The organism is Paludibaculum fermentans (assembly GCF_015277775.1).
GTDB classification, from domain to species: Bacteria; Acidobacteriota; Terriglobia; order Bryobacterales; family Bryobacteraceae; genus Paludibaculum; species Paludibaculum fermentans.
The window spans coordinates 326,662-351,632 of sequence record NZ_CP063849.1 but is presented as its reverse complement, the minus strand read 5'-3'; the positions used below and the strand labels follow the sequence as shown (position 1 = coordinate 351,632).

Here is a 24,971-nt window from a genome sequence, read left to right as displayed (position 1 = left end):
ATTTCAATTTATGGGCTTACCTTTCCGCCACTCGATCTGCAACGAGGTTTACCAGGGGTGGGACTTCGACAAAGCCTGCCGGCACATTCGTGAAACCGGGTACTCGGGCATTGAGATTGCACCCTTCACGCTCTCGGAGGATCCAGTCACGATTCCTGCCGCCGAGCGCAAGCAGTATGCCGATATCATCGCCGGCGAAGGCCTGTTGTTCGTGGGTCTGCACTGGCTGATGGTGGCGCCAAAGGGACTGCACGTGACGACTCCGGATGCCGACTTGCGGGATCGCAGTTGGGCCCATATTCGGGGGCTTGTGGATCTATGCGCCGATATGGGACCCAACGGAGTGATGGTCTTCGGATCTCCTTTGCAGCGCGGGACTGTCGGCGGCTCGACGCGGGAAGAGGCGACCAAGCGCTATGCGGACGGGCTGGCCGGGGTCGCGCCGCATGCGGAAGAGCGCGGAGTGAGAATCCTGGTGGAAGCCTTGCCGGCGAACCAGACGAATGTGGTCGGGTCTCTGGCGGAGGCGGTCGAGATCGTGCGCCAGGTGAACAGCCCGGCGATCCAGACGATGTTCGATACACACAATGCGGTGGATGAGACCGATCCGCACCAGGAAGTGATCGAACGCTACTTTCCCTATATCCAACACATTCACGTGAATGAGACAGATGGCGGCCACTGCGGCACGGGCGACTATGATTTCGCGCCTGTCCTGGCCACTCTGCGCAGGTTGAATTACCAGGGATGGATCTCATTGGAAGCGTTCGACTTCAGTCCGGGACCGGAGCGCATCTCAGCCGAGTCGCTACGATACCTGAACAGTGTTATCGAGGAGCTGGAGTCCGCCTGATGGACCGGGATCCCGCGGAGCAGTGATAAGCATGAAAAACCCAGTTGTTACCGGCGGCGCCGGATTCATTGGAAGCAGCATTGTGCGCGCATTGCTGAAGGAAGGCGCGCAGCGCGTCACGGTGATCGACAATCTGCGCTCGGGCAGCGAGAAGAACCTGGCCGAGGTGGCGGAACACGTCGACCTGCATGTCGTCGACATCCGGGACTACGATGCGATTGCGCCGCTGCTCGAAGGCGCGCCGAAGGTCTTCCACCTGGCCGCGATTCCTTCCGTGCCGCGTTCGATCACTGAGCCTGTGCCGTCGCACACGGCAAACATCGATGGAACCTTCAACGTGTTCCGGGCCGCGGCCGAAGGCGGCGCGGGCCGGGTGGTTTATGCGGCATCCTCCTCCGCCTATGGGGACACGGAAGTGCTTCCGAAGGTGGAGTCGATGATCCCGATGCCGAAGTCGCCGTATGCGGCGCAGAAGCTGATGGGTGAGTACTACGCCTCAGTCTTCGCCTCCTGTTTCGGGCTGACGACCACGTCGCTGCGTTTCTTCAATGTGTTTGGGCCGCGGCAGGACCCGTCGAGTCCGTATTCGGGCGTGCTAAGCCTGTTCATGCGCTGCCTGATTGAGCGGCGGCCGCCCACGATTTTTGGTGATGGCGAGCAGTCCCGCGACTTCACCTATGTGGAAGATGTTGCTGGTCTATGCCTGAAGGCTTCGAATGCGCCGGCAGCCGTGGTTTCGGGCAACATGTACAACGCCGGCAACGGGGGCCGTTTCACGTTGAACCAGACGTGGCGGATTCTGTGCGGGTTTGAAGGGGTCGAGATCGAACCGGTATATGGTCCGCCGAGGGCCGGGGATGTGAAGGATTCACAGGCCGACACGGCCCGCGCCGTCCGTGATCTGGGCCATGCTCCGAGGTTTAGTTTCGACGAGGGCCTGCGGCTCACGCTTGAGTGGTACCGGGCCAACACATAGCCGCCGCTCGTTCGAAAATCGTTCCACAAAGAACCCACGCGGGTGCTTTCGCCGAGGAAGTGCCTGTATTACTATAGGATACACGTGCGAGTGCAACTCGAGCAGCAGAGCTTCGACAGCGACTATGTCCTGCGGCTCAAGCAGGGCGATCCAGACACTCAGCGTCATTTCGTCAACTATTTTGGTGATCTGCTGCGGGTGAAGCTGCGCGGCAAGCTCAGGGCTCCGCAACTGGTAGAGGAAGCGAAGCAGGAGACGTTTCTGAGGGTCTTGCTGACGCTGCGCGAACGAGGCATTGACCATCCGGAACGCCTGGGCGCGTTCGTCAACTCGGTGTGCAACAACGTGGTGATGGAAGTGTACCGGGCGGAGTCGCGGACTGCCCCGATGCCGGAAAACTATCATCCCGCTGACGGCCAGATTGACGCCGAAAGCGAAATGGTGAACGAACAAAGGAGAAATCTCGTTCGCCAATTGCTGGAAGAATTGCCGGCGAAGGAATGTGAACTCTTGCGTCAAGTTTTTCTGGAGGAGAAGGACAAAGACGAGATCTGTCAACAGTTTGGAGTGGATCGAAACTATTTGAGAGTCTTGCTGCATCGCGCCAGGAACCGGTTCAGCGCCCTACTCGGGGAGCGTGGAAAGGCTCATGGTGTCGGCGAGTGAAACGAAACTCAAGCTGAACTCACAATTGTTTTAGAGGTAAAGATGGATCATCGGTCAGCCATCGAAACCACCGCGGTCGAGAGATACTTCCTCGACGAGATGCCCGCTGTCGAACGCTCTGAGTTTGAAGAGCACTTCTTCGAGTGCGAGCAATGCGCGGAGGAAATCAGAATCATGTCCTCACTGGAGGCCAACGCCCGCGCGGAAGTGCGGGTGACGCGTCCCGAAGCGAGGACCGAGGCCCCAAAACCGGCGCAGAAAACACATAGCACCGGGTTCTGGGAGCGGTATTTCCATTGGCTACGGCCGGCGATTGCGGCACCCGCGCTGGCTTCACTCCTGGTGGTGATGGGCTATCAGAATCTGTTGGAACCGGCACGGTCGCACGATTTCCAGGCACCGCAGGCGGCTAAGCAGTTGCTGCTGCGCGGCGAGACCCGGGGTGCCGGTTCGGCGGTAAACGTGCCGGACCACCATTCCCTGGTCCTGACACTGGATCTGGCCGGTATTCGTCCTCTGCCTGAGTATAGTGTGGAGTTGCAGTTGGAGAATGGCCCGGCGGCGGCGCCATTCAAGGTATCCGCGCCTGCCGCGGGGGAACCGCTGACGCTGTCGCTACCAGCCGGCAGCGCGAGACAGGGACGATACCAAATTACCCTGCGCAGCATACCCGGCGGCCCGGTCCTGGCTCGTTTCCGTTTTGAAGTCCAACCCTGACAGGAGTCTCTCCCTTGGCGAGTATTCAACCCAGATTCATATTCCGCGGTGACGCTGTGGGCGCCGCCGGACGCCTGGTCCGCAATGCGCGCGGCGAGGCCGTTAACCAGATCGTTCCAGTCCTGGCCGCCAGTTCGCTGCCGGTGATTGGTGGTATTTCCGAGGCCAAAGCAGAGAACTGCACCGTCCCGATGCCCGGCGGGGACCAGCCGTTTCTGTGCGTCGGCCTAGCCGCGACCTCCGCGATGAGCGAAGGCGATGGGTTGGACAAGGATCACACAACCACGGTGAAATGCAGCGTGGAGAAGGTCCAGATCCTGAACCGGTTGACGCTGGACAGTATCAAGGTGAGCATTGTTTCGCGGCATCCTCCGGAAGAAGAAGTGGCCCGGATTGCGCCGGATATTGCCGAACTCACCGGCCTGAAACTGGACGGGCACGAACTGGCGGTGAGTTTCGACCTCAAGACGTTCCAGCGCAACCCGACCAAGCAGGCCCTGGTCGATTACTATGCGAAGACCGCCTCGTTTCGTGAGAAATCAGGGTGGCGCGTCTCGGCGGATTCTCCGAAGCGGCTGCGGCCTCCGGAGTTCAAAGGCATCATCTTTGCAACGGTTGTCACCAGCATCAAGTGGGTGGGCGAGCCCCTGCCCGGAGTCGAGATCTGCGGCAATGTGGTCCGGTGGCCCGGGGTTGGCACTATTTACCTGGGCGAACTGCTGATCTCGAAGCACTCCCGGCGGCTGACGATGTTCCGCATGGAGATCGGCGGCAATATGGAGACGCTGCGCACGGCTCCGAAGATGACGGCCAAAGCCCTGAAGCTGGCGGCGGCTCGCGCGCCGGAGGCGGACCAGGGTGGCGGTGAAGTGGTCCTCGGCGAAACCCAGACGAACGGCACCACCATCCCATAGACCGCCCCTGCGCCGGGATGGCCGGGGCAGGATGTGAATTGGAAGCGTGAGGACAGGTACACTTGGGCTGATGCTCCGGTGGTGCCTGCTCTTCGCGCTTCTCGTCTGTGGCTGCTCTCGCTTCCAGAGCGCACCCCAGACGCGTTTCGAGGAAGTGACGCGGCTCTATCGCACCGGGCGCCTGCAGGCTGCGTTGCACAACCTGGACGGGCATGAAGACTGGCGGAAGTCGAAATCCAGCGAATGGCGCTCCCGCTTTCGTACCCTGCGCGCCGAAATCCTGTTAGCCCAAGGCAAGCCGGCCGAAGCATCCAAGGAACTGACGGATGCCGCGCCAGGTGCACGCTGGGAGGCCCGGCGGCAAATGGTGATAGGTGGTGTGTGCCTGCGGCAGGGCCGCTTCGATGAAGGGCAGGTCGCGCTGGAGAAAGCGCGTCAACTGGCCGAGCAGACGGGCGATTCCGAAACAGCACTGTTGTCGATGGTTTATGAAGGCGCGCGCCTGGCGCGCAAGGGTGATCAACGCTCCGCCGAAGAGGTCACGAGGGTAGCGCTGGCCGAAGCCATGAAGCGGAAGGACGCCTACAGCGAGGCCGCCGCCTGCAACAACATGGCGTTTCTCCGGCTGCGGCAGCTTCGCTACGACGAGTCGATTGCCTTCACCCGGCAGGCCGTCGCGGCGGCCGATCGAATTGATGCCCGCTGGATTGCGGGCCGTTCCGCCACGAATGCAGCGCTGTGCTACGCGCAACTGGGCGACATTCCAAGAGCGCTGGAGTGGCAGTCCCGCGTGGCCGCCAACCTCGAAATGGTGGGCGACCGGGCGAATCTCAAGGACAGCCTGGGCGAGATGGGGTCGATGTACCTGATCCAAGGCCGTTTCGACGAGGCGGTGCAGTCGTATCACAAGGCGTTCGACCTGGCCAGGGAGCTCCACGACGATCCGGCAACCTGGGCCGGCAACCTGGCCCTGGCGTACCTTTCGGCTCAGAAATGGCAGGATGCCGCTAATTGGAACCAGCAGGCCTGGGAGAGTAAGGCCGACCGTTCGAATGAAACCGCCTTGAACTACCTCCGCCTGAATCGTGGCTTCATCGCCGCCGGACAGGAGCGGTTTGACGAAGCGGCCAAGGACTTCCAGCAGGTGCTGGCCAGCAGCGGCGGGAATCGCGGGCTGTTGTGGGATGCCCACGCCGGACTGGCGCGTGTGGAGATCGCCCGCAAGCGGTTTGCCGCGGCCAAGCCGCACTTCGAGGCAGCCCTGCAACAGATCGAGACGGCGCGGATCGAGCTGCGCAACCGGGAATCGAAGATCACCTTCCTGGCGCGGCTGATCCGTTTTCACCAGGATTACGTCGAGGCATTGATGGCGCGGGGCGAGACCGAGGCGGCCCTGCGCGTGGCGGAGTCGAGCCGGGGCCGCATTCTGGCGGCGCAATCGGAGCGGGCCGCTCCGCCAGTAGCAGCCGACATCGTGGCGCGCGCCCGGCGCTTCGCCTCCGAACGGAAGACTGCCGTTTTGTTTTACTGGACCGCGCCCAAGAGGTCATGGCTCTGGACAATCACGGCCACGGGCGTACGCTCGCATGAACTGCCGCCGGCGTCAAGGTTGGAAGAGCAGGTGAAGCTTTACCGGAATGAGATCGAGAAGTCGCTGCGCGATCCGTTGCGTGAGACCGCGGACGGCCCAGGCTCGCAGCTCTATCAGATGCTGCTGGGCGCGGCAAGCGAGGCGGAGGGGATTGCGCGGGTCACGGTGATCCCCGATGGCGCTGTCCACCTGATCAATCTGGAATCGTTGCCGGTGCCGCGTCCCCAGCCGCATTACTGGCTGGAGGATGTGACGCTCTCCATCGCACCGTCCCTCACGATGCTGACGGCATCGGATCCAGCGCCGCAGACGGGCGAGGGGTTGCTGCTGGTGGGCGCACCCGATGCGCCGGATCCGGAGTACCCGGCACTGGAGAGCGCGCGGAGAGAGCTGACTGGCATCGCGGCGAAGTTCCCCGCCCTGCACAAAACGGTTTTGGAAGGCAGCAATGCCACCCGGACCAATTACCGGAAGGCGCGGGCGGAACAGTACGCGCTGGTCCACTTTGCAGCGCACGCCGAGGTGGGCCGCGTGAGTCCGCTGGACTCGGCCATCATCCTGGCGCGCGAGGGCGACCAGTTCCGGCTGTACGCTCGTGAGATTCTCAGCACGCCGAAGCTGCAGGCCCGGCTGGTGACGATCTCCGCCTGCAGCAGCGCCGGCACCACCAGCTATGCGGGCGAAGGCCTGATCGGACTGTCGTGGGCGTTCCTGGAGGCCGGAGCGCGCGCGGTGGTGGCCGGACTGTGGGATGTCAGCGATAGTTCCAGCGCGGAGCTGATGACGTGGCTGTATGAGGGGATCGCGGCGGGACGGGCTCCGGACGAGGCGTTGAGGGCGGCAAAACTGCGGATGCTGAAGGGCGGAGACTTCCGGCGGCCGTACTATTGGGCGCCCTACCAGGTCTACGTGCGCTGAATGCAGATTCTGCGCATTCTGATGAAACGCAAAGGCCGTCTGGTGCACTTAACAAATAGTAAGGTTGAGGGCAGACCCTAGGGCGATCCGGGCCAGCTCTGAGCCGTACGACTCTGGAGGAAGCCACAGGCGGTTCCGGTGGAACGTCCATCGCCGGAAACGTGTGTCGGTCAAATGTCAGGGCTCTGCGGCTGGCGCGTTGAGCGCTCCTAACCTCAGCCTGAGCGGCAGCTCTCACGCGTAATCCGAAGATCGGAGGGGATGCGCGTGGGACTGCCGCAACTGCTTTTCAGAGGCGCTGAATCCAGGGCGGAACCCAATTCACCTGGCGGGCGGTCTACTTGGTGGCCGGAACGGCCTTGGCGTCAGTCAGTTTCTGCCGCAGCGCGCGCATCGTGAGACGCACCTGCAGCTTTCTCTTGCGCAGGCGGTGATGCCGCGATTTGTCTCCGTTGCTGGCTGACATGGTGGCTAAAGCGTAGCAGCTATCCACCGCCACCGCCGGTTTATTTTCCCCACCACAGGCGAAGAGACAGCGCTCAGCCGTAGACGACAGGGTGTTTTTCGAGCCAGTGCTCATCGCGCGCGGCGTTGATCTTCTTGATCGCGCCGCCGGCCAAAGCACCCGTCACACGGCGTGAGCCCCAAGCCAATCCGCCAGTAAATCCAATGGCTCCGCCGACCACTCCGCCGATGAGCGCGCCGCGCTTCGACTTGCGATCATCCGTGATGTAGCCGGCCGCGGCGCCGATGCAGATTCCGAGCAGTGTCGGCAGCAGGGATTCTTCCGCGGCTCGCGAAAATTCACCGGCGATTTCGTCATCGCGGAAGGAGGCTTTTCTCACCGTGGATGCGCCTTCCAATCCGGACTCCACCAGATCGCGGCCATACTCAATATTCGATTTTACCCAAGAGCCTAGCTTCATAATTCAGCACCCGCTCTCATCATACAGGTTTCGGCATTGCGATCTGAATGTCCGCTCCGCCGGGAGGCCCGGAACCGCCAAACACAGCCGCGCGCGGCCCGTCAAGGAGAGATTTTCCCGCGGGCCGGGCTACCATATGGGTGTTTCCACATGCCTGAACTGAAGTCTCTTTCCCCTGAGATCCTGATCCACGTCGCACAGGTCATCAATGTGCCCCTGAAGGGGCTGACCGCGACCATCGAACTATTGGACGAAGGCGGCACGGTCCCCTTCATCGCGCGCTACCGCAAAGAGGCCACCGGCAATCTGGACGAAGTGCAGATCCGCTCCATCGAGGAGAAGCTCGCCTACTTCCGCGAGTTGGAGGACCGCCGCGCCACCATCCTCGCCTCGATTGAGGAGCAGGGCAAGCTTACGCCCGAGTTGAAGGCCCGCATCGAGAAGACGCTGGAAAAAAGCGAACTCGAAGACCTCTACCTGCCCTACAAGCCGAAGCGGCGCACGAAGGCCACCATTGCCCGCGAAAAGGGACTGGAGCCGCTGGCGCTCTATCTCTGGACACAGGAACCGGCTGAACTGCCGCTGGAAGCCTTCGCCGCCACCTTCGTGAATGCCGAGAAGGGCGTCAACACAACGGCCGAGGCGCTGGAAGGCGCGCGCCACATCATCGCCGAAATGATCAGCGAGAACGCCGATCTGCGCAAGGCGTTGCGGCAGATGATGTTCGACGAGGGCGTCGTGGTGAGCCGCAAGGTGATGGACGCCGTCGACGAGCAGGAAAAGTTCAAGATGTACTACGAGTATCGCGAGCCGGTGAGCAAGATCCCCTCTCACCGCATGCTGGCGATCCGCCGTGGTGAGAGCGAAAACGTCCTCTACTTCACCATCGAGTTGGAGCCGGTGCGCGCCCTCGACCTGGTACGACGCTTCATCCTGAAGACCCCGGGCGACTGGACGCCGCAGCTGGAACTGGCCAGCGACGACTCCTACAACCGCCTGCTGAACAGCTCCATCCAGACCGAGATCCGGCTGGAGTTGAAGAAGCGCGCCGATTCGGAAGCCATCCAGGTGTTCCGCGAGAATTTACAAAACCTGCTGCTGGCGCCGCCGGCCGGACAGTTGGGCGTGATGGGCATCGATCCGGGCATCCGCACCGGCTGCAAGATCGCCATTGTCGACGAAACCGGCAAGTACCTGGAGAATACCGTTATCTATCCGCAGCGCGGCGATACCGCCGGTGCGATGAAGACGCTGAAGTCCCTGATCACGAAGTTCAACGTGAAGGCGATCGCCATCGGCAACGGGACCGCCTCCCGCGAGACGGATGCCTTCGTGCGCGAGTTCCTGCAACAGGAAAAGCTCGATACGGTGTTCAGTGTCACGGTGAATGAATCGGGCGCGTCGATCTACTCCGCTTCGGATATCGCCCGGCAGGAGTTCCCTGACCTCGACCTCACCGTGCGCGGCGCCATCTCCATTGCCCGCCGCCTGCAGGACCCGCTGGCGGAACTCGTCAAGATCGATCCGAAGTCGATCGGCGTCGGCCAGTACCAGCACGACGTCGACCAGCGCCAGTTGCAGCAATCGCTTGAGACCGTGATCGAAAGCTGCGTGAACCGCGTCGGCGTGGAACTCAACACGGCATCATGGGCGCTGCTGCGCTATGTCGCCGGCATCAGCGAGCGCACCGCGCTGAAGATCGTCGAATACCGCAACGAGAACGGCAAGTTCACGTCGCGCGTGCAGCTCACCGCGGTGCCGGGCATCGGGCCGAAGACCTTTGAACAGGCGGCCGGCTTCCTGCGGATTCGCGGAGCGTCCAACCCGCTGGACATGACGGCGGTCCACCCTGAGTCGTACCCGGTGGTGGCGCAGATCGCCGAACGGCTGGGCGTGAAGCTGGAGGAGATCATCCAGCAGCCGCAGTTGCTGGAGAAGTTCAAGAAGGATGACATCGCCGTCGGCGTCTACACCTTGAACGACATCCTGGAAGAGCTCCGCAAACCGGGCCGCGATCCGCGCGACAAGTTCGTGGCGCCCAGCTTCAAGGAAGGCGTGAAGGAGATCGCCGACGTCCAGCCCGGCATGGTGCTGGAGGGTGTCGTCACCAACGTGACGAAGTTCGGCGCGTTCGTCGATGTGGGGGTGCACCAGGATGGCCTGGTCCACATCAGCGAGTTGTCCAACCGCTATATCCAGGATGCGTCCGAGGTGGTGAAGGCCGGGCAGATCGTCAAGGTGAAGGTGCTGAGCGCCGACGCCAAAACGAAGCGCATCGCGCTGTCGATCAAGGCGCTGCAGGGGCCGCCGCCGCAGAAGCCGCAGCGTCCGCAGCAGGCAAAACCGTCGATGGACGACAAGCTGGCGGCGCTTTCGTCGAAATGGAAGGTTCGTTAACTTACGGCGCGAACCACGCGTCCGGGTTCAATTGCGTATCTGGAGCCGTGGTGACGCGGCGCAGTTCGTTGTGGTCCAGCCAGTTCAAACGGCAGTCCGGGCAATTGTCGATTACGATGTTGCCCGGACCCGCGTACGGGTGAGTATCCATACGCTGGTGGCAGCGCGGGCAATCGATGACCCGTTCGAGTTCCATTGGATCCAGGGGACGCGGCGGTTCAGGAATCCGGTCGCGGCGGGCTCGTACGATCTGGACCAGCGCGCCGAAGGAGTCCAGGTCCAGCAACATCCCTAGGCATTTTGTGCAGTACCCCAGGCGCTTGCCGAGGTAGGATGCGTGCCTGAGTTCCTGGCGGCACACCGGGCACATTTCGCCGGTGCCGGCTTCGAAGACCCGGACCCCTTCCTCGTTGGGCTCCGGATAGACCAGTGTGTGGCAGAAGTCGCACGCCAGCGCCTCGCGACCCGAGTCCAGGCGTAGCGCCCCGCCACAGTTCCTGCAGTTCATCGTACAACTCCCCGTGTAAACTCTTAATTCCTTAGTTGACCCCGCACCGGATCTGCTTTACAAATAATACTGTCACTTAATTCCTTAGTTGTAGGAGCGTCCCGGTTGGCCCGAAAACGATCACTGAATCTTACCGAAGCCGAACTCCGGCTGATGGATGTCATCTGGGATCGTGGCCCGTGCACTGTCTCGGATGTGGCGGATGCGCTGAAGGAGCTGGGCCTCGCCTACAACACGGTGCTCACCACCATGCGCATCCTCGAGGACAAGGGGTTCCTGCAGCATGTGAAGCCGGTGGAGGGGCGCGCCTTCGTCTACGAGCCTCTGGTGGGCCGTGACGAAGCGGGCCGCAACGCCGTGCGCTATCTGGTGAGCCGCTTCTTCCGGAACTCGCCGGAGTTGCTGGTCCTGAACGTTCTGAACGACGAAGACCTGACGGCCAGGGAATTAGGAAGGATCCGGAAGCTGCTCGCGGAGGATGCGAAATGAAAGAGGGAGTGGACCTGCTGAACGCGGCCTCGGCCGCCGCTCTGTCCGCCATCGTCAATAGCCTGTGGCAGGCAGCCGCCGTCGTGCTGGTCACGTGTGTGGCGATGAAGCTCCTGCCCGGCCTGAACGCGGCAACGCGCCATCTGGTGTGGTGGGGCGTGCTGGGCGTGATCACGCTGCTGCCCGTCGCGCCTGCAGCCGTCCGGAGCTTCCGCGCCTGGCAGAGCGAGCCGTTGAACGCCGAGCAGTTCCGCCCCATTGCGCGGTTCTCGACTCCGCCGGAGATCGCTCCGGAGACGGCGCCTTACTCCTATTCCGCGAAGCCTCTGGCGCGGCAGCCGCTGGCTCCGGTGGAGGTGAAGACCGGGTACTGTCCCCTGCTGGCGGCCGGCCTCTGGCTGCTGGCCCTGACCGTACAGTTGACTCGCATCGCGTGGAGTTACGTTTACCTGCGCCAGGTGAAGCAACGGTCCACCAAGGCCGCGCTGGAACTCAAGTTGAACTTCGATGAGTGGCTCATGCAATCGAGGGTTGGGCGTGACGTGAAGTTGATGATCTCGGACGAGGTCGCGTCGCCGATGGCGGCCGGCTTCCTCCACCCGGCGGTGATCCTGCCGGGCCGTGTGCTGGAGGCCTTCACTCCGCAGGAGCTCGACCAGGTGCTGCTGCATGAACTCGCCCACCTGGAGCGCCGCGACGACTGGACCAATCTGCTGGGCCAATTCGCGACAGCGTTTCTGACGCTGCACCCCGCCGCCGCCTGGGTCCTGCGCCAAATCGAGCGGGAGCGGGAAATCGCCTGTGACGACTGGGTGGTTTCCATGACCGGCGAGGCGCGCCCTTACGCAGCCTGCCTGGCCCGCCTGTTTGAGATCTGCTGGACCCGCCGCCGGGCCATGCTGGCCACCGGTATGGCGACGCGCGCTTCCCACCTGGGAGAACGGGTGGAAATGCTGCTGCGCCGCGACCGCCGTTTCACGGCCCGCGCCTCGGCATTGCCTGCCATCCTGTGCGGATTCGTGCTGGGCGGCATGGTGCTTGCTTCAGCACAGACGCCGCACTGGTTCGCCTTCGCTTCAGATGAGGAGTTTGCACCTCCGGTCGCGCCGGTAGCTTCCGCGTCCGCGATGACGCCACAGATGCCTCTTTCGCCGCGGGCCGCCCTCTCGGCTTACCCGTCGCCGCAGCAACCCTCCGCCGTCAGCGCCCCCGCGGCACTTTCCGCCTACCGCGCCTTCGACCCGTCGGCGGCTCCGTCGCCCACACCGCGCGCGGCGCTGGCGGAATTGCCCGAGATGGCCATGGCTCCTTTGGCGCCCGGCCCGTCACCGGCGCCCGTGGCCTCTCCTGGACCTGCTCCGGCTCCGCCTGCAGGGCCTGGACCCTCGCCGGCGCCTCCGGCCGCGCCCCGCGGCATGCCGGCTCCGCCCCTGCCGCCGGTGGCGTCCAGCGCCAACAAAGCGTCACTGCTGACCGCCCTGGTGGCGGCCGGCTACGGCGACCTGCCCGTCGACGAGATCATCGATCTCAAGAACCAGGGCGTCTCCGCGGAATACATTCTCGGCATCAGCCGCGCCGGCTGGGGCAAGCTCTCCACACGGCAGATCATCGAGCTGAGATCCCAGGGCATCACGCCCGAATTCCTGGCTCGCTGCAAGGACATCGGCATCCGCGACATCACCATCCGCGAAGTGATCGAATTGCGCCAGCAGGGCGTCAAACCCGAAGAGGTCCGCGAGATCCATGCCCTCGGCTTTGGCCCCTACAATACGCGGCAGTGCGTGGAACTGCATCAGCAGGGTGTCCGGCCGCAGTTCTTCCAGGATCTGAAAGACACTGGCTTCGCCCGGCTGGAGATCCGCGAAATCATCGATGCCCGCAATAACGGCCTGCGCGCGGGCGACCTGCGCGAAGCGCGCAAGTACGGGTCCAATCTGTCACTCCGCCAGATCATCAAGCTCAAGCAGGCGGGTGTTATCTAGTCCGCTCCCTTCATACACAGGAGAGATCCCATGAAATACGTATCCGCAATGCTGGTCGCGGCGGCGCTGCTACTGGCCGGCGTCGCCATGCTCGGACAGGACCTGAAGCACGGCTGGAAGATGCATCGGACCGATCGCGCCGACGAGGTGCAGTTCACAGTCGAGCGGTGGAAAGACGGCAATCACTGGAGCAACAGCCGGCCCTATCCGCTCACCAGCTTCCGCGGCTTCTCCACCAGTTGGTTCGATCACGGCGGCAAGGTGAAGTTCAGCTTCGTGCAGGATGCCGGCGAGCTGCAATGCGAAGGCGGCTTCAGCTTCGGACGAGGCTCAGGGAATTTTACATTTACGCCCAACCCATCTTTCGTCTCGCGCCTGAAGGAACTGGGCTACGACGAGCCCGACAGCAACGACCTGTTCGCCATCCTGCTGGCTGAGGTCAGCCTGGACTTCGCCCGCGAAGTGAAGGATGCGGGGCTGGGCGCCTCGACCAAGCAGTTGATTGAGCTCCGGATCCATGGGGTCAGCGGCGACTACATCCGCGAAGCGCGCGAAGCCGGGTATCGCGATTTCAGCGCCCGCGACTACACGCAGCTCCGCATTCATGGCGTGAATACTGACTTCCTGCGGGATCTGCAACGGGCCGGCTACAACCTGCCGGCTGGCGACATCACGGAACTCCGCATCCACGGCGTCTCCGCCGAATTTGCCAAGGACCTGAAGTCCGCGGGATACGATCTGCCCACGCGGCAGATCACGGAACTGCGCATCCACGGCGTCAGTTCCGACTACCTGCGGGATCTGAGGACCTACGGCCTGCGCCCCGAGGCCGGGGATCTGAAAGAGCTGCGCATCCATGGCGTCTCTCCTCAATATCTGAAGGGGCTGAAAGACTCGGGCTATGCGGCACTGCCGGCGCGGGAGATCACGGAATTGCACATGCGCGGCGTGTCCACCAACTTCATCCGCGAGGCGCACGATCTGGGCTATTCTTTCACGCCGCGTGAGCTGAGCGAGCTCTGCACACAGGGCGTGAACGGCGCCTACCTGCGCAAGTTGAAGGAATCGGGCATGAAGAACCTGAGCGCCTCGCAGATTGCCAAACTGCGCGTCCACGGTGTCGAGTAGAACCGGACAGGGCTCCACATGAAGCGGTCGTTAGGAAATCGCGCCAGACGGTGGCGTGCGGCCAGGGGGATCCCTCAGCCATAATGGGATACATGAGGATTTGTGCCTTTGCTCTGTGCCTGGGTTTCGCCGGACTCCTTCCGGCCATGGCCGCAGACGTGTCGACTGTCGAGGTGATCCTCGCCAAAGTAAACGGCGACATTGTCACCAAGGCGGACCTCGAGCGCGCCAAGAAAGACGCCGCGTCGGCCCTCAAAGCGAGGGGCGCCACGCCCCAACAGATCGAAGAAGCCCTGAAGCAGGGCGAAAAAGACGTCCTGCGCGACAGGATCGACAACCTGCTTCTGGTGCAGCGCGGCAAGGAGTTGAACATCAACGTCGACTCCGAAGTGTCCAAGTACATCGCTGGTCTGCAGAGCGAGACCAAGATCTCGGATCCAGACAAGTTCCAGCAGTACGTCCGTGAGGCCACGGGCATGACCTATGAGGATTTCAAGGCCGAGACCACCAACCAGATGCTGACGCAGCGTGTGGTCGGCCAGGAAGTCTACAGCAAGGTCAACATCCCGCACGCCGAGATCGAGGACTACTACAACAAGAACAAGTCTTCGTTCATCCGCAAAGAGCGCGTGTTCCTGCGCGAGATTCTGGTGAGCACGGAAGGCAAGGACGAGGCAGGCAAGGCGGCCGCGGAAAAGAAAGCCAAGGATCTGGTGGCCCGCGCCCGCAAAGGCGAACGCTTCCCTGACCTGATCCGGGACAACTCCGACGCCGCGACCGCCAAGCAGGGCGGCGACCTGGGCGGTTGGGAAAAGAGCGACCTCAGCGCCGAAATCGTCAACGCCGTTTGGGAGAAGCCCAAGGGCTTTGTAAGCGACCCCATTCGCGTGGGCGCGGGCTGGGAAATCCTGCGCGTGGAAGAGCACTTCAAGGAAGGCCAGGCCGAACTGGCGGATGTCGAGAACGAAATCAAGGAACGCATCGCCGGCGCCCGCATGGCGCCCAAGGTGCGTGAGTACCTGACCGAACTGCGCCGCAGCGCGTTCCTCGAACTGCGCGACGACGCCATCGACACCGGCGCCGCTCCGGGCAAAGATACGCGCTGGGAGAATGCCGCGCTGTTGAAGGCAGAGACGACCACCCGCGAAGAAGTCGCGGCACAGAGCCGCACCCGGCGTCTACTGTGGGCGTTCCCCGTTCCCGGCACGAATGTCGGCGCCACCGGCGTGTCCACCAGCAAGTAGGTAACGCAACACGATGAAGGGTCCCGCGGTAAACGAACTGGCCCCCGGCCAGAGTGTGCAGAGCATTTTTCTCGTCCAGGCCAAGGACGTCCGTCAGAAGAAGACCGGGGAGCCTTACCTCTCCCTCGTCCTGATGGATCGCACCGGCGATATCGACGCCAAGATGTGGGATAACGTCCCGGGGGTCATGGAGACCTTCGATCGTGACGACTTCATCCGCGTGAAGGGCGAGACTCAGCTCTACCAGAACCGCATGCAGCTGACGGTTTACTCACTGCAGCGGGTTCAGGATTCCGAAGTGAAGCTGGCCGACTTTCTGCCGGCTTCCAAGCGCGATCCCGATGAGATGCTGGCCGAGCTGCGCGCGATCATCGCGTCGATGCGCAACCAGCACCTGCAGGCTCTGCTCGACGCCATCTTCGCGGATCAGGCGGTCGCCAACGCCTTCAAAACGGCTCCGGCCGCCAAGGCAATTCACCACGCCTGGCTGGGCGGTCTCATTGAACACGTGCTCAGCCTATGCTCGATGGCGCGCTACATGGTGACGCACTATCCGGGCCTCGACGAGGATCTGCTGCTCACCGGCGTGATCCTGCACGACATCGGCAAAGTGACCGAGCTTTGCTACGCGCGCAGCTTCGGCTACACCACGGAAGGCGGCCTGCTGGGCCACATGCAGATCGCGCTGCGCCTGATTGGCGAGAAGCTCCCGGAAGGGTTCCCGCCCAAGCTGCGGAACCTGCTGGAGCACATGATTCTCAGCCATCACGGGCAGTTGGAGTACGGCAGTCCGAAGCTGCCGGTGTTCCCCGAGGCGCTGCTGCTGCACCATCTCGACAATCTCGATTCCAAGATGGAGACCATGCGCGCTTCGCTGGAGCGGGACAAGGCCACACCGGGCGACTGGACTGGATACAATGCTGCCTTGGAGCGCAGTATTCTCGACAAGCGCAAGTACCTGAACGGTCCGGCTCCCAAACCCCAGGCGGTGAAGGCGGCCACGCCCCCAAAACAGGCTACGGTGATGGGCGAGAAGATGAAGGCGCTGCAAGGATTGTTCAGCGAGGAATCTTAGTGCAGCGGAGAAGAACGGCCCGCGAAATCCCACCACCCCTGGAACTGCAGTGCCTCAATGCCCTGTGGAGCCTGGGTGAAGCCAACGTCCAGTCGGTCCGTGACAAACTGGCGCCGGGCAAGCAATTGGCCTACACCACGGTGATGACGATGCTCGACCGGCTGACACGCAAACAGCTGCTCAGCCGCCGCAAGAACGGCCGGTCGTTCGTCTACACGCCCCTGGTTTCCAAGGACGAGGTGCGCCGCCTCGCCGTCAACGAGCTGGTGAATTCACTGTTTGAAGGCTCAGAAGGCGGCTTGCGCGTGTACCTCAATGGGGTGCCGCCCAAACCGGCCGAACTGGAGCCTGCCGGCAGCAGCGCCCAGCACGTGGAGTCCGAACCGGAAGCGGACGAACCCCAGCGCCTCGACGCCGCCCTGCTCTAGCGGCCGCTACCAGTTCACGCCGCGCCCACGAAGTTCCGCTTCGACCTGGGCGTGATTCTGGAACTGTACGGCATCGATGCCGGCGCGCTTCGCGCCCTCCACATACTCCGCCACATCGTCGGTGAAGAAGCACTCCTGCGGCGCGCACTGCGCCTGTTGGATCGCCGCTTCGTAGATGCGCGGTTGGGGCTTCATCGCCTTCACCTCGTGGCTGAGCACATAGGCGTCGAAGTGCCGCAGGATGGGGTAGGTGCGGTAGAGCATCTCGTAATGGATGGGATTGGTATTGGAAAGCAGCACGGTGCGGAAGTTGCGCCGGATGCCTTCCACCATGCTCTCGGGGATCAGTGTGTCGGGCAGGAAGATGGAACTCCAGATCTCTGAGAACCGGTCGTAGGAGATCTCGGTTTCCAACAGGCCTGATACGCGGCGGACAAACTCCGGCCCGTCAAACTCACCGGATTCGAACCCATTCACCAGGCCATCCCGCCCGAGGCGCGCGCGAACTTCCTCGGGCGGCAGGCCGCAGTACTCACTCATAGCGCGATAACCGCGCTGGAAATCAAACGGGACCAGTACACGGCCCAGGTCGAAGATAACGGTTCGGATCACCCAACCATTTTAGCGGCCCCGGCCGTTGTGCTTCAGCCGGTTAATGTCCTGCGACGTCCGGTTCAGGCGGCTCTGCGCACGGGCGCGCTCAGCTGCCGTCATCCCGCCGCCATCCACGCGGTCGCGGTGCACAATGGCACGGGTGCGGGCCTCCTCCCGCTCCAGCCGCGCCGTCTCCCTGGGCGTCAGCGATCCGGAGCGTACACCCTGGGCAATGCGCTGCTGCTGGTTGCGTTCGCGCTGCCCAATCGTCTGCGCTCCGGCGGTGGCCGCCAGCGCTGTGATCGTGAGGGTCAGAATCAAAGTCTTCATCGAACTTGCCTCCTGCCGCTATGAACGAGACTCTCGCAAAAAAGTTGACGTTCTTAGCGGGATTAACTGCAATTCGTTAAGGAGCGGTACGAAGTGACGGGATGGGCGCGGGGCGAAATCAACCGTTGCGATCCCGACAATCGGGCCTATACTGTCATGCATGCTCCGCATCGTGGCTGGTGTGGTTCTTCTTCTGGGTCTACGCTCCATCTCCTTCGCCTGGCAGGCTCCGGAAGGTCTCTTTGACCGTTTCCTGGAGCGCATGGAGGGGGAACAGAAGCGTCTGCCCGATTACGTTTGCTCCCAAACCATTGAGCGCTTTGGCCGGGCAGCGGCCCATCGCGAACTGCAACGCATCGATATCGTCCGGCTGGATGTTGCCGTAACGGGTGACCGGGAGCTCTATGGCCGGCCTGGCGCCAGGCAGTTCTACGGCAAGTCGCTGGCGGAGGTGATCGGCTCCGGCTTCGTCAGCACCGGCCGCTTCGCTCTCTTCACGCGCCAGATCCTGAATACCTCCAAGACGATGTACAAGTACCAGGGGTTGAACGAGCGGCCCGGCAAGCCCGCGCACGAGTACGACTTCGACGTCGATCCGGCCAGCAGCAACTACGTTTTGCGCAGTGGCAATGCCGAGGCGAAGACCGGTTATCAGGGCAGCTTCTGGATCCACGCCGATTCGCTCGACTTGCTGCGTGTCGAGGTCCAGGCCTTCGACATACCCGAGCACCTGGGGCTCTCTGAGGCGAAGACAACGCTGATCTACGGCCGCATGTCGATCGGGCAGGAGTCCATCCTGCTGCCGGTGCTAACCACCGCCACCGTGATCACCACCGACGGCCTGGAGAATGTGAACCGGATCCAGGTGCAGGGCTGCCGCCGCTTTCAAAGCGAGTCCACGCTCAGTTTTGACGCTCCAGCGGAGGCGTCACCCAAACCCCACGAGACATTCACGCTACCGTCAGGGGCAGTCCTCGAGCTGGCTCTGGACGAGGGGCTCAACCTCTCCTCGGCCACGGTGGGGCAACCCCTGCGCGCCAGCTTGGCCCGGGATCTCCGGCTGGGCGAAAGACTGCTGGCGCCCCAGGGGACCGTGGTCCGCGGACAGGTGGTCCAGGTCGAGAAGCGGGCGATTCCCTACCCCACTTACCAGATTGGATTGACCTTCGACGCGCTCGAACTTGGCGGCGAGAGCGTCCCACTCAACGTCACGCTGGCGGAGACCAGCCCGGTCGCCGGACTGATCCAGCAGAGCCGGAAGCTGAACCCGGCCTTTCAGGCCGGCGGAAAACCTCGAATGCAACTGCTGGTCCGCAAGGTGCAGACAGGTGAGGGTTATCTCGAATGGGATGCCCGCAAAGGCCAGATTCTACCGGGTTTAAAGATGAAGTGGCGCGTGACGGGCGACAAGTAGCCTCAACGTCGTTTGTAGAGCGTGCAGGTCAGGCCCAGGACGATCTGGTTGTCGATGGTCCCGCTACGGATGCCGTAGTGTGCTCCGGAGAGGTCGATCGCGAACCGGTCGTTCAGTTCGTACTCCACCCCTTCGAAGAGGGAATAGAAGGCATCCACCCCCGTCGAGCGCTCCCACTGCACGTTGGTGTACGCGGTGAAGCGACGCATCTTGCGACCGTAGCCTGCATTCAAATCCAGCGTGCCGGCTGGATTTGTGGCCGAACTGCGTGTTGCAGCATTCCATGAAGTTCCGCCACTGAACGTGTTGGATCCACGATCATAGCGGCCATAGAGCGCCCCGCCCAAGCGGGAACCGGACTCGCCACGCAGGAAGACCGCCGCGGTAGGCGCGATCGCCCAGGTGAAGTTATCGCCGGCCCGGAAGGCAGTGGTCGCAGCCAGGTTCACGTGATCGCTGAAGTGAGTAGTGCGGCCGGAGGTGTCGTCGACGACGCTGGCGATCGAGTCCACACCGGCACTGAACTCCGTCCGCCACTGGTCAGGGGTGTATTTCAGCGTGGCGGGCAAGGTATACGACGAGTTCGTGTCGAATGCGCCGCTGAATTCCAGGTCGACATTGCCGGGGTCGGTGATGAGTGGACTGGTGAACAGGCGGCGCCGCACCGAGAAGCCGCCGGACCGGCGATGGAAGATGCGGGTCTTCAGTTTCGCCTCAACGGGCGGCATGGCGGAGAGCAGGAACAGCAGGCAGAGCGCCCGGCGCATACTTCAGTAGGCTAGCAGGCGCTCAGCTTCGCGTTGGATATCTTCCGTCTGGGGCAGGATTTCGTCTTCCAGGTCAGGATGATAGCCGACCCAGGTGTCCAGGGCGGCGACACGGCCGACAGGGGCATCCAGGTGCTCAAACAGCTCACCGGCAATGCGGGCGGCGATCTCCGCGCCGTAGCCGAAGCTGAGGCAGTCCTCGTGCACAATCAGTACGCGGTTGGTCTTCTCCACCGACTGGCGGATGGCTTCCCAGTCGTATGGCGCCAGAGAGCGTAAGTCGATGACCTCGACCGACTTCTCGGGATGCTTCTGCTCAATGAACGTGGAGGCGAGCAGCGACTTCTGGACGGTCATGCCGTAGGTCAGGATGGTCAGGTGGTGGCCGGGCTTGACCACGCGCGCTTTGCCGAAGGGGATGGTGAAGTCGGGGCCGGGGTGTGGAGACCTATTGTAAGGCTCGCGGTATAGGCGCTTATGCTCAAGAAACAGAACGGGATCGTCGCAGCGGATGGCGGTGCGCAGCAGGCCGCAGGCGTCCAGGGCATTGGACGGAAACACCACCCGGAGACCCGGGATGTGGGTGAAGGCCACTTCGCCGCACTGGCTGTGATAAACGGCTCCGCCGTTGAGGTAGCCGCCGATGGCGACGCGGATGACGGCCGGGCACTTCCAGCCGTTGTATGAGCGCCAGCGCACATTGGCCATCTCGTCCCGAATCTGCATCATGGCGGGCCAGATGTAATCAAAGAATTGAATCTCGCAGACCGGTTTCATGCCCCGCGAGGACATGCCGATGGAACGGCCCAGGATGGCCGCTTCGGCGATGGGGGTATTGAAGACTCGGCGAGACCCAAACTTGGCCTGCAGCCCGAAGGTGGCTTTGAATACTCCGCCCTTGCCCTTCACTTCGCGCAAGTTCTCTTCGCGGCTGCAATCGGCCACGTCCTCACCGAACAGGACGATGTTGGGGTTGCGGGCCATCTCTTCGGCCAGGGTGAGGTTGATCTCGTCGACCATGGTGCGCGGCTCTCCGGCGCAGTGAGGGTCCTTGTCGAACTGATCGCCGGTGGGATCGATGTCGGGCGAGTACAAATAGAGGCAGGCGGAGGACTTGGCGGGCGGTTCGGCCTTCAGGACGCGCTCAGTGATCTCGGCGATCTCAAGGTCCACTTCATGGCAGATCCGCTTATAGGTGACTTCCTCCATCAGGTTTTCGGAGATGAGGAATCGCGGGAAATTGATGATGGGGTCGCAGGCGGCTTCGGCCTCACGCTCGGCCTTGGTCTTATAAAGTCGTTCGTCGTCGGAAAGGGAGTGCGAATAGGGACGGGTGCAGTGGGCATGGACCATGGCGGGTCCATGGCCGGCCCGAATGTACTCAGCCGCTTGTTTGACGGCCGCGTATGAGGCGAGATAGTCGTTGCCGTCGCATTCGATACGAAGTAGTCCAGGGAAACCTGAGACCAGGCGGGAGAGGTTGCCGCCGGGAGTCTGTTTTTCCACCGGCACGGAGATGGCGTAGCCGTTGTCCTCAATGACATATAGGACAGGGAGGCGGTTCAGGCAGACGGCGTTGAGCGACTCCCAGAACTCGCCTTCGCTGGTGGCGCCCTCTCCGGTGGTGACCAGGGTCAACTCATCGGATTCGGGGTGCAGGAATCGGCCGGCCTCGGCGCAACCGACGGCGTGCAGGAACTGGGTGCCCGTAGGCGAGGAGCCGGTGAAGATGTGGAGTTCCGGCGAGCTCCAGTGGGAGGGCATCTGCCGGCCGCCCGAGGCGGTATCGGCCGCCGCGCCCACGCTTTGGAGCAGCATCATCTCGGGGGTGACACCGAGGGCCAGCGCCAGGGCTCGATCGCGATAGTAAAGATGGAACCAGTCGTAGCCGGGCCGGAGCGCCAAAGCGGTGGCCGTCTGAATGGCCTCGTGGCCCGCGCCGCTGATTTGAAAGTAGATACGGTTCTGGCGCTTGAGCATCACCTCGCGGTCGTCGAGGCGGCGGGCGGTCTGCATCAGACGGAAAGCACTTTGCAGCTGATCGCGGTCCAGACCGTGATAGCGGTCTACGTTCTGCCGAACGGACACAGCCGTGCTGTCGGTGGTCGCCATTGCTGCTTGCCTCCCTTCAGTCAGTTTACCCCGCTTCCCACCACTGGAAAAAACCGGCAAAGGGGTACAATGTGATTTCCTATGCATGATTTAGCATCATTCCGGGCCAACCTGGACGTTGTCGCCGCGCGGTTGGCGGACCGGGGCTACAAACTGGACGTCGAAGAGTTTCGCCAGATCGACACGCAGCGGCGCGCGGCACTGACGGAATCGGAGCAGCTCAAGGCGCAGCGCAACTCCGAGAGCATGGAGATCGGCAAGCTGAAGAAAGCCGGACAGGACACGTCTGAATTGCAGGCGAAGGTCCGCGCCATGGGCGAGCGGAGCGCTCAGCTCGAGGAGCAGGTGAAGGCGATCGACGAGGATTTCCGGCAACGGTTATCCAGCATCCCGAACCTGCCGCACGAGAGCGTGCCGGTGGGCGCCAGCGCCGACGATAACGTCGAGGTGAAGAGCTGGGGTACGCCGACAAAGTTCGAATTCGAACCCAAGGCCCACTGGGATTTGGGGACGGCGCTGGGGGTCCTGGATTTCGAGCGGGCGGCCAAGATCACGGGCGCACGGTTTGCGATCTATATGGGCGCCGGCGCGAAATTAGAGCGGGCGCTGATCAACTTCATGCTGGACCTGCATACTAGGGAGCATGGGTACACCGAAGTACTGCCGCCATTCATGGTGAACTCGGCCAGCCTGTTTGGTACGGGCCAGTTGCCGAAGTTCGCCGACGATCTGTTCAAACTGGAGAACTCGGACTTCTGGTTGATTCCGACGGCGGAAGTCCCGGTGACCAACATCTACCGGGACGAGACGCTGGAGGGAGACCAACTCCCCATCCGGTACTGTGCGTTTACACCCTGTTTCCGGGCGGAAGCCGGCAGCCACGGACGCGACGTGCGGGGCATCATCCGCCAGCATCAGTTCCAAAAGGTAGAGTTGGTCAACTTCGCACGGCCGGATCAAAGCCACGCGGAGCTGGAGAACCTGACCGCCAGCGCCGAGCAAGTTCTGGAAAAGCTGGGGCTGCCCTACCGCCGCATGCTGCTGTGCACTGGAGACATGGGCTTCTCATCGGCGAAGACTTATGACCTGGAAGTCTGGATGCCGGGCCAGAACGCATACCGTGAAATCTCATCCTGTTCGAACTTCGAAAGCTTCCAGGCCCGGCGCGCCGGCATCCGCTGCAAGATGGCGAAGGGGAAGAGCGAATTCGCCCATACGCTGAACGGCAGCGGCCTGGCCGTGGGCCGGACCTGGGTGGCGATCGTCGAGAACTACCAGCAGGCCGATGGCAGCGTGGTGCTGCCGGAAGCGCTGCAACCGTACATGAATGCCGAGAGAATTGGGACAAATGGGGTACTCGCGTAGAAGCGGTCACCATCACTCGATATTTATTTTCGACCAGTCAAGTCATTTAATTACAATCAGTTAACTAAAATCGAGCCCCGCGCGGCGAGCAGATTTCCAAAAGGACTGTCTATGGTTTTACGGCTGGCGAGATCCAGCCAGAGACAGACCTGGAGGTGATTTTGATGTCCGCGCGGCGGCTCATTTTTGTGTTCACGGCAGTGCAGGCACTGCTTGGGATGTTGGCGGAGGCGGCTCCTCCGCTGACGCAGATTTACGACACGCTGTATAAGGCGGACGGGACTCCGTTCACCGGATCAGCCGTTGTCAGCTGGCGATCATTCACGGCGGCGGACGCCTCGAATGTTCCGACAAACTCGATCACGGTGCAGGTGGTGGGCGGCCTGCTGCGAGTGAAGCTGGTGCCGACGACGAATGCGTCGGCGAATGCTTACTATACGGTCCGGTTCAATGCCGACGGCAAGGTGCAGTTCACGGAAGTGTGGATGGTGCCACCCAGCGTCGTACCGGTGGCGGTGAAAGATGTCCGCATGCAGACTCCGTCCGGATCGACGGCGGTGGCGGCGGCAGCGGGAGTAGTCCAGATGTTGGATGTGGTGGGTCTTACGGAGGCACTATCGGACAGGCCGACGAAGAGCATCGCTTTCCAGCCGAACCGGGTGGCGCTGATTGATGCAACGGGCGAGATCGCCGGAGTGAGCGGATCACCTGGCGATTGTGTGCATGTGGATGGAACGGCAGGGGCCTGCGGTTCCGGCGGCGGGGGGTCGGTGGGCTTCGTGGACATGGAGACGCCGGCGGGCACGGTGAATGGGGTGAACACCCAGTTTGTGCTGTCGCAGGCGCCATTCCCGGCGACCAGCCTGCACCTGTTCCGCAACGGCATCCTGCAGAAGGCATCGGTGGATTTCGTGTTGACCGGCAGCGGGATTGCCTTCCTGGCGGTGGCGACGCCGCAGATGGGCGACCTGCTCTCGGCTAGCTATCGTACGGCAGGACCCTAACGGGAAGTTGCTGTGATACTCTCCTGGAGATGCCGGGGCGGGCCAGCGGCCGCCGGCGTCTACACCAGGAGGATTCTCATGCGGAAGTTCGTGAATATTGTGGCGTCGGCCCTGCTTGTCAGCACGCTCGCCTTTGGGCCATGCTTCGCTCAAACCGGCGGCAAGGCCACAGAGAAGAGTGCCCAGACGGCACCCAAGAGCGCGGTGGCGGCAGCGGACCAGTGCACGGCAATGACGCAGGCGGGTACGCGTTGCAAGCGCAAGGCGCAAGCGGGCAGCAAGTTCTGCTGGCAGCACGATCCGGCCAACAAGGGCAAGAAGAAGAAGGCCTGAGCCGGCCCGGCGAACGAAGTAGCCTGTGGACCGGCGGACTCCGGTTCGCAGGCTCAATTCAGCTAGCCTAATGGCCGCGCGGGCAGCGGGACGATTTCGATCCCGGGGTGGAGCGATCGATGTCCGGGACGCTATAATGTCCCAGTGGGCCAGCGTAGCTCAGTTGGTAGAGCATCTGATTTGTAATCAGAGGGTCGTGGGTTCGATCCCCTCCGCTGGCTCCATCCGCCGCACTCGACG

At 62.6% G+C, this 24,971-nt stretch carries 24 protein-coding genes and 1 tRNA gene; 18 read left to right on the top strand and 7 right to left on the bottom strand.

The genetic code is table 11. The features are described 5' to 3' along the window. Positions 1–10: 10 nt before the first annotated feature. The 6 genes from IRI77_RS01340 to IRI77_RS01315 all read left to right on the top strand — a co-directional run bounded on the left by IRI77_RS01340 (position 11) and on the right by IRI77_RS01315 (position 6,635). Positions 11–853, top strand: a complete 843-nt coding sequence (locus IRI77_RS01340) for a sugar phosphate isomerase/epimerase family protein (RefSeq protein ID WP_194450296.1) — start codon at positions 11–13, stop codon at positions 851–853. Positions 854–884: 31 nt separating this feature from the next. Next, on the top strand, positions 885–1,829 hold the full coding sequence (locus IRI77_RS01335) for an SDR family oxidoreductase (RefSeq protein ID WP_194450295.1): 945 nt from the start codon (positions 885–887) through the stop codon (positions 1,827–1,829). A 90-nt stretch (positions 1,830–1,919) separates the two neighbouring features. Beyond that, positions 1,920–2,495 (top strand): RNA polymerase sigma factor, encoded by a 576-nt coding sequence (locus IRI77_RS01330; RefSeq protein ID WP_194450294.1) that lies wholly within the window; start codon positions 1,920–1,922, stop codon positions 2,493–2,495. A gap of 42 nt (positions 2,496–2,537) precedes the next feature. Further along, positions 2,538–3,212, top strand: a complete 675-nt coding sequence (locus IRI77_RS01325) for a zf-HC2 domain-containing protein (protein ID WP_194450293.1) — start codon at positions 2,538–2,540, stop codon at positions 3,210–3,212. A 14-nt stretch (positions 3,213–3,226) separates the two neighbouring features. Continuing rightward, a complete protein-coding gene (locus IRI77_RS01320; RefSeq protein WP_194450292.1) occupies positions 3,227–4,126 on the top strand; it encodes a hypothetical protein in 900 nt (299 codons plus the stop codon). A 46-nt stretch (positions 4,127–4,172) separates the two neighbouring features. Continuing rightward, positions 4,173–6,635, top strand: coding sequence for a CHAT domain-containing protein (locus tag IRI77_RS01315; RefSeq protein WP_194450291.1), 2,463 nt, complete (start codon positions 4,173–4,175; stop codon positions 6,633–6,635). Positions 6,636–6,972: 337 nt separating this feature from the next. Here the strand turns inward: IRI77_RS01315 and IRI77_RS38280 are convergent, their stop codons facing one another. Further along, entirely contained in the window at positions 6,973–7,101 is a 129-nt protein-coding gene (locus tag IRI77_RS38280; RefSeq protein WP_267239365.1) for a hypothetical protein, read from the bottom strand. A gap of 73 nt (positions 7,102–7,174) precedes the next feature. Continuing rightward, entirely contained in the window at positions 7,175–7,561 is a 387-nt protein-coding gene (locus tag IRI77_RS01310) for a hypothetical protein (RefSeq protein WP_194450290.1), read from the bottom strand. A gap of 150 nt (positions 7,562–7,711) precedes the next feature. On the opposite strand from IRI77_RS01310, the gene IRI77_RS01305 reads away from it, so the two are divergent. Then, positions 7,712–9,958, top strand: a complete 2,247-nt coding sequence (locus tag IRI77_RS01305; RefSeq protein WP_194450289.1) for a Tex family protein — start codon at positions 7,712–7,714, stop codon at positions 9,956–9,958. Between the two features lies 1 nt (position 9,959). On the opposite strand, the gene IRI77_RS01300 is transcribed toward IRI77_RS01305, so the two are convergent. Beyond that, positions 9,960–10,466, bottom strand: coding sequence for a zf-TFIIB domain-containing protein (locus IRI77_RS01300; protein WP_194450288.1), 507 nt, complete (start codon positions 10,464–10,466; stop codon positions 9,960–9,962). A 105-nt stretch (positions 10,467–10,571) separates the two neighbouring features. Between IRI77_RS01300 and IRI77_RS01295 the strand changes: the two genes are divergently transcribed. From IRI77_RS01295 to IRI77_RS01270, 6 genes are all read left to right on the top strand, one after another. Continuing rightward, on the top strand, positions 10,572–10,955 hold the full coding sequence (locus IRI77_RS01295) for a BlaI/MecI/CopY family transcriptional regulator (RefSeq protein WP_194450287.1): 384 nt from the start codon (positions 10,572–10,574) through the stop codon (positions 10,953–10,955). After that, positions 10,952–12,937, top strand: a complete 1,986-nt coding sequence (locus IRI77_RS01290) for a M56 family metallopeptidase (RefSeq protein WP_194450286.1) — start codon at positions 10,952–10,954, stop codon at positions 12,935–12,937. The genes IRI77_RS01295 and IRI77_RS01290 overlap by 4 nt, the downstream gene beginning before the upstream one ends. Positions 12,938–12,967: 30 nt before the next feature. After that, complete coding sequence (locus tag IRI77_RS01285) at positions 12,968–14,065, top strand: hypothetical protein (RefSeq protein WP_194450285.1); 1,098 nt, start codon at positions 12,968–12,970, stop codon at positions 14,063–14,065. 92 nt (positions 14,066–14,157) lie between these two features. Continuing rightward, positions 14,158–15,309 carry a peptidylprolyl isomerase gene (locus tag IRI77_RS01280; protein ID WP_194450284.1) on the top strand — a complete coding sequence of 384 codons (1,152 nt, stop codon included), beginning with the start codon at positions 14,158–14,160 and terminating at the stop codon, positions 15,307–15,309. Between the two features lie 13 nt (positions 15,310–15,322). Further along, positions 15,323–16,384: a 3'-5' exoribonuclease YhaM family protein gene (locus tag IRI77_RS01275; RefSeq protein ID WP_194450283.1), complete on the top strand. Its 1,062-nt coding sequence runs from the start codon at positions 15,323–15,325 to the stop codon at positions 16,382–16,384. Then, positions 16,384–16,812: a BlaI/MecI/CopY family transcriptional regulator gene (locus IRI77_RS01270; RefSeq protein ID WP_194450282.1), complete on the top strand. Its 429-nt coding sequence runs from the start codon at positions 16,384–16,386 to the stop codon at positions 16,810–16,812. The genes IRI77_RS01275 and IRI77_RS01270 overlap by 1 nt, the downstream gene beginning before the upstream one ends. A gap of 6 nt (positions 16,813–16,818) precedes the next feature. Here IRI77_RS01270 and IRI77_RS01265 read toward each other — a convergent pair whose 3' ends face one another. Beyond that, entirely contained in the window at positions 16,819–17,424 is a 606-nt protein-coding gene (locus tag IRI77_RS01265) for an HAD family hydrolase (protein ID WP_194450281.1), read from the bottom strand. A gap of 9 nt (positions 17,425–17,433) precedes the next feature. Further along, positions 17,434–17,736, bottom strand: coding sequence for a hypothetical protein (locus tag IRI77_RS01260; protein WP_194450280.1), 303 nt, complete (start codon positions 17,734–17,736; stop codon positions 17,434–17,436). A gap of 160 nt (positions 17,737–17,896) precedes the next feature. On the opposite strand from IRI77_RS01260, the gene IRI77_RS01255 reads away from it, so the two are divergent. Further along, positions 17,897–19,150 (top strand): hypothetical protein, encoded by a 1,254-nt coding sequence (locus IRI77_RS01255; protein ID WP_194450279.1) that lies wholly within the window; start codon positions 17,897–17,899, stop codon positions 19,148–19,150. Positions 19,151–19,152: 2 nt separating this feature from the next. On the opposite strand, the gene IRI77_RS01250 is transcribed toward IRI77_RS01255, so the two are convergent. Both IRI77_RS01250 and IRI77_RS01245 read right to left on the bottom strand, forming a co-directional pair. Beyond that, positions 19,153–19,917, bottom strand: coding sequence for a hypothetical protein (locus tag IRI77_RS01250; protein ID WP_194450278.1), 765 nt, complete (start codon positions 19,915–19,917; stop codon positions 19,153–19,155). A gap of 3 nt (positions 19,918–19,920) precedes the next feature. Next, positions 19,921–22,029: an alpha-ketoacid dehydrogenase subunit alpha/beta gene (locus tag IRI77_RS01245; RefSeq protein WP_194450277.1), complete on the bottom strand. Its 2,109-nt coding sequence runs from the start codon at positions 22,027–22,029 to the stop codon at positions 19,921–19,923. Between the two features lie 81 nt (positions 22,030–22,110). Here IRI77_RS01245 and serS point away from each other — a divergent pair, with 81 nt between their 5' ends. From serS to IRI77_RS01225, 4 genes are all read left to right on the top strand, one after another. Further along, the gene (gene serS / locus IRI77_RS01240) at positions 22,111–23,394 is read left to right on the top strand and encodes a serine--tRNA ligase (RefSeq protein WP_194450276.1); all 1,284 of its coding nucleotides are present in this window, start codon (positions 22,111–22,113) and stop codon (positions 23,392–23,394) included. A 164-nt stretch (positions 23,395–23,558) separates the two neighbouring features. Beyond that, positions 23,559–24,398: a hypothetical protein gene (locus IRI77_RS01235; protein WP_194450275.1), complete on the top strand. Its 840-nt coding sequence runs from the start codon at positions 23,559–23,561 to the stop codon at positions 24,396–24,398. A gap of 78 nt (positions 24,399–24,476) precedes the next feature. Further along, a complete protein-coding gene (locus IRI77_RS01230; RefSeq protein WP_194450274.1) occupies positions 24,477–24,731 on the top strand; it encodes a hypothetical protein in 255 nt (84 codons plus the stop codon). A 148-nt stretch (positions 24,732–24,879) separates the two neighbouring features. Beyond that, positions 24,880–24,955 (top strand) — tRNA-Thr (locus tag IRI77_RS01225). Positions 24,956–24,971 lie beyond the last annotated feature (16 nt).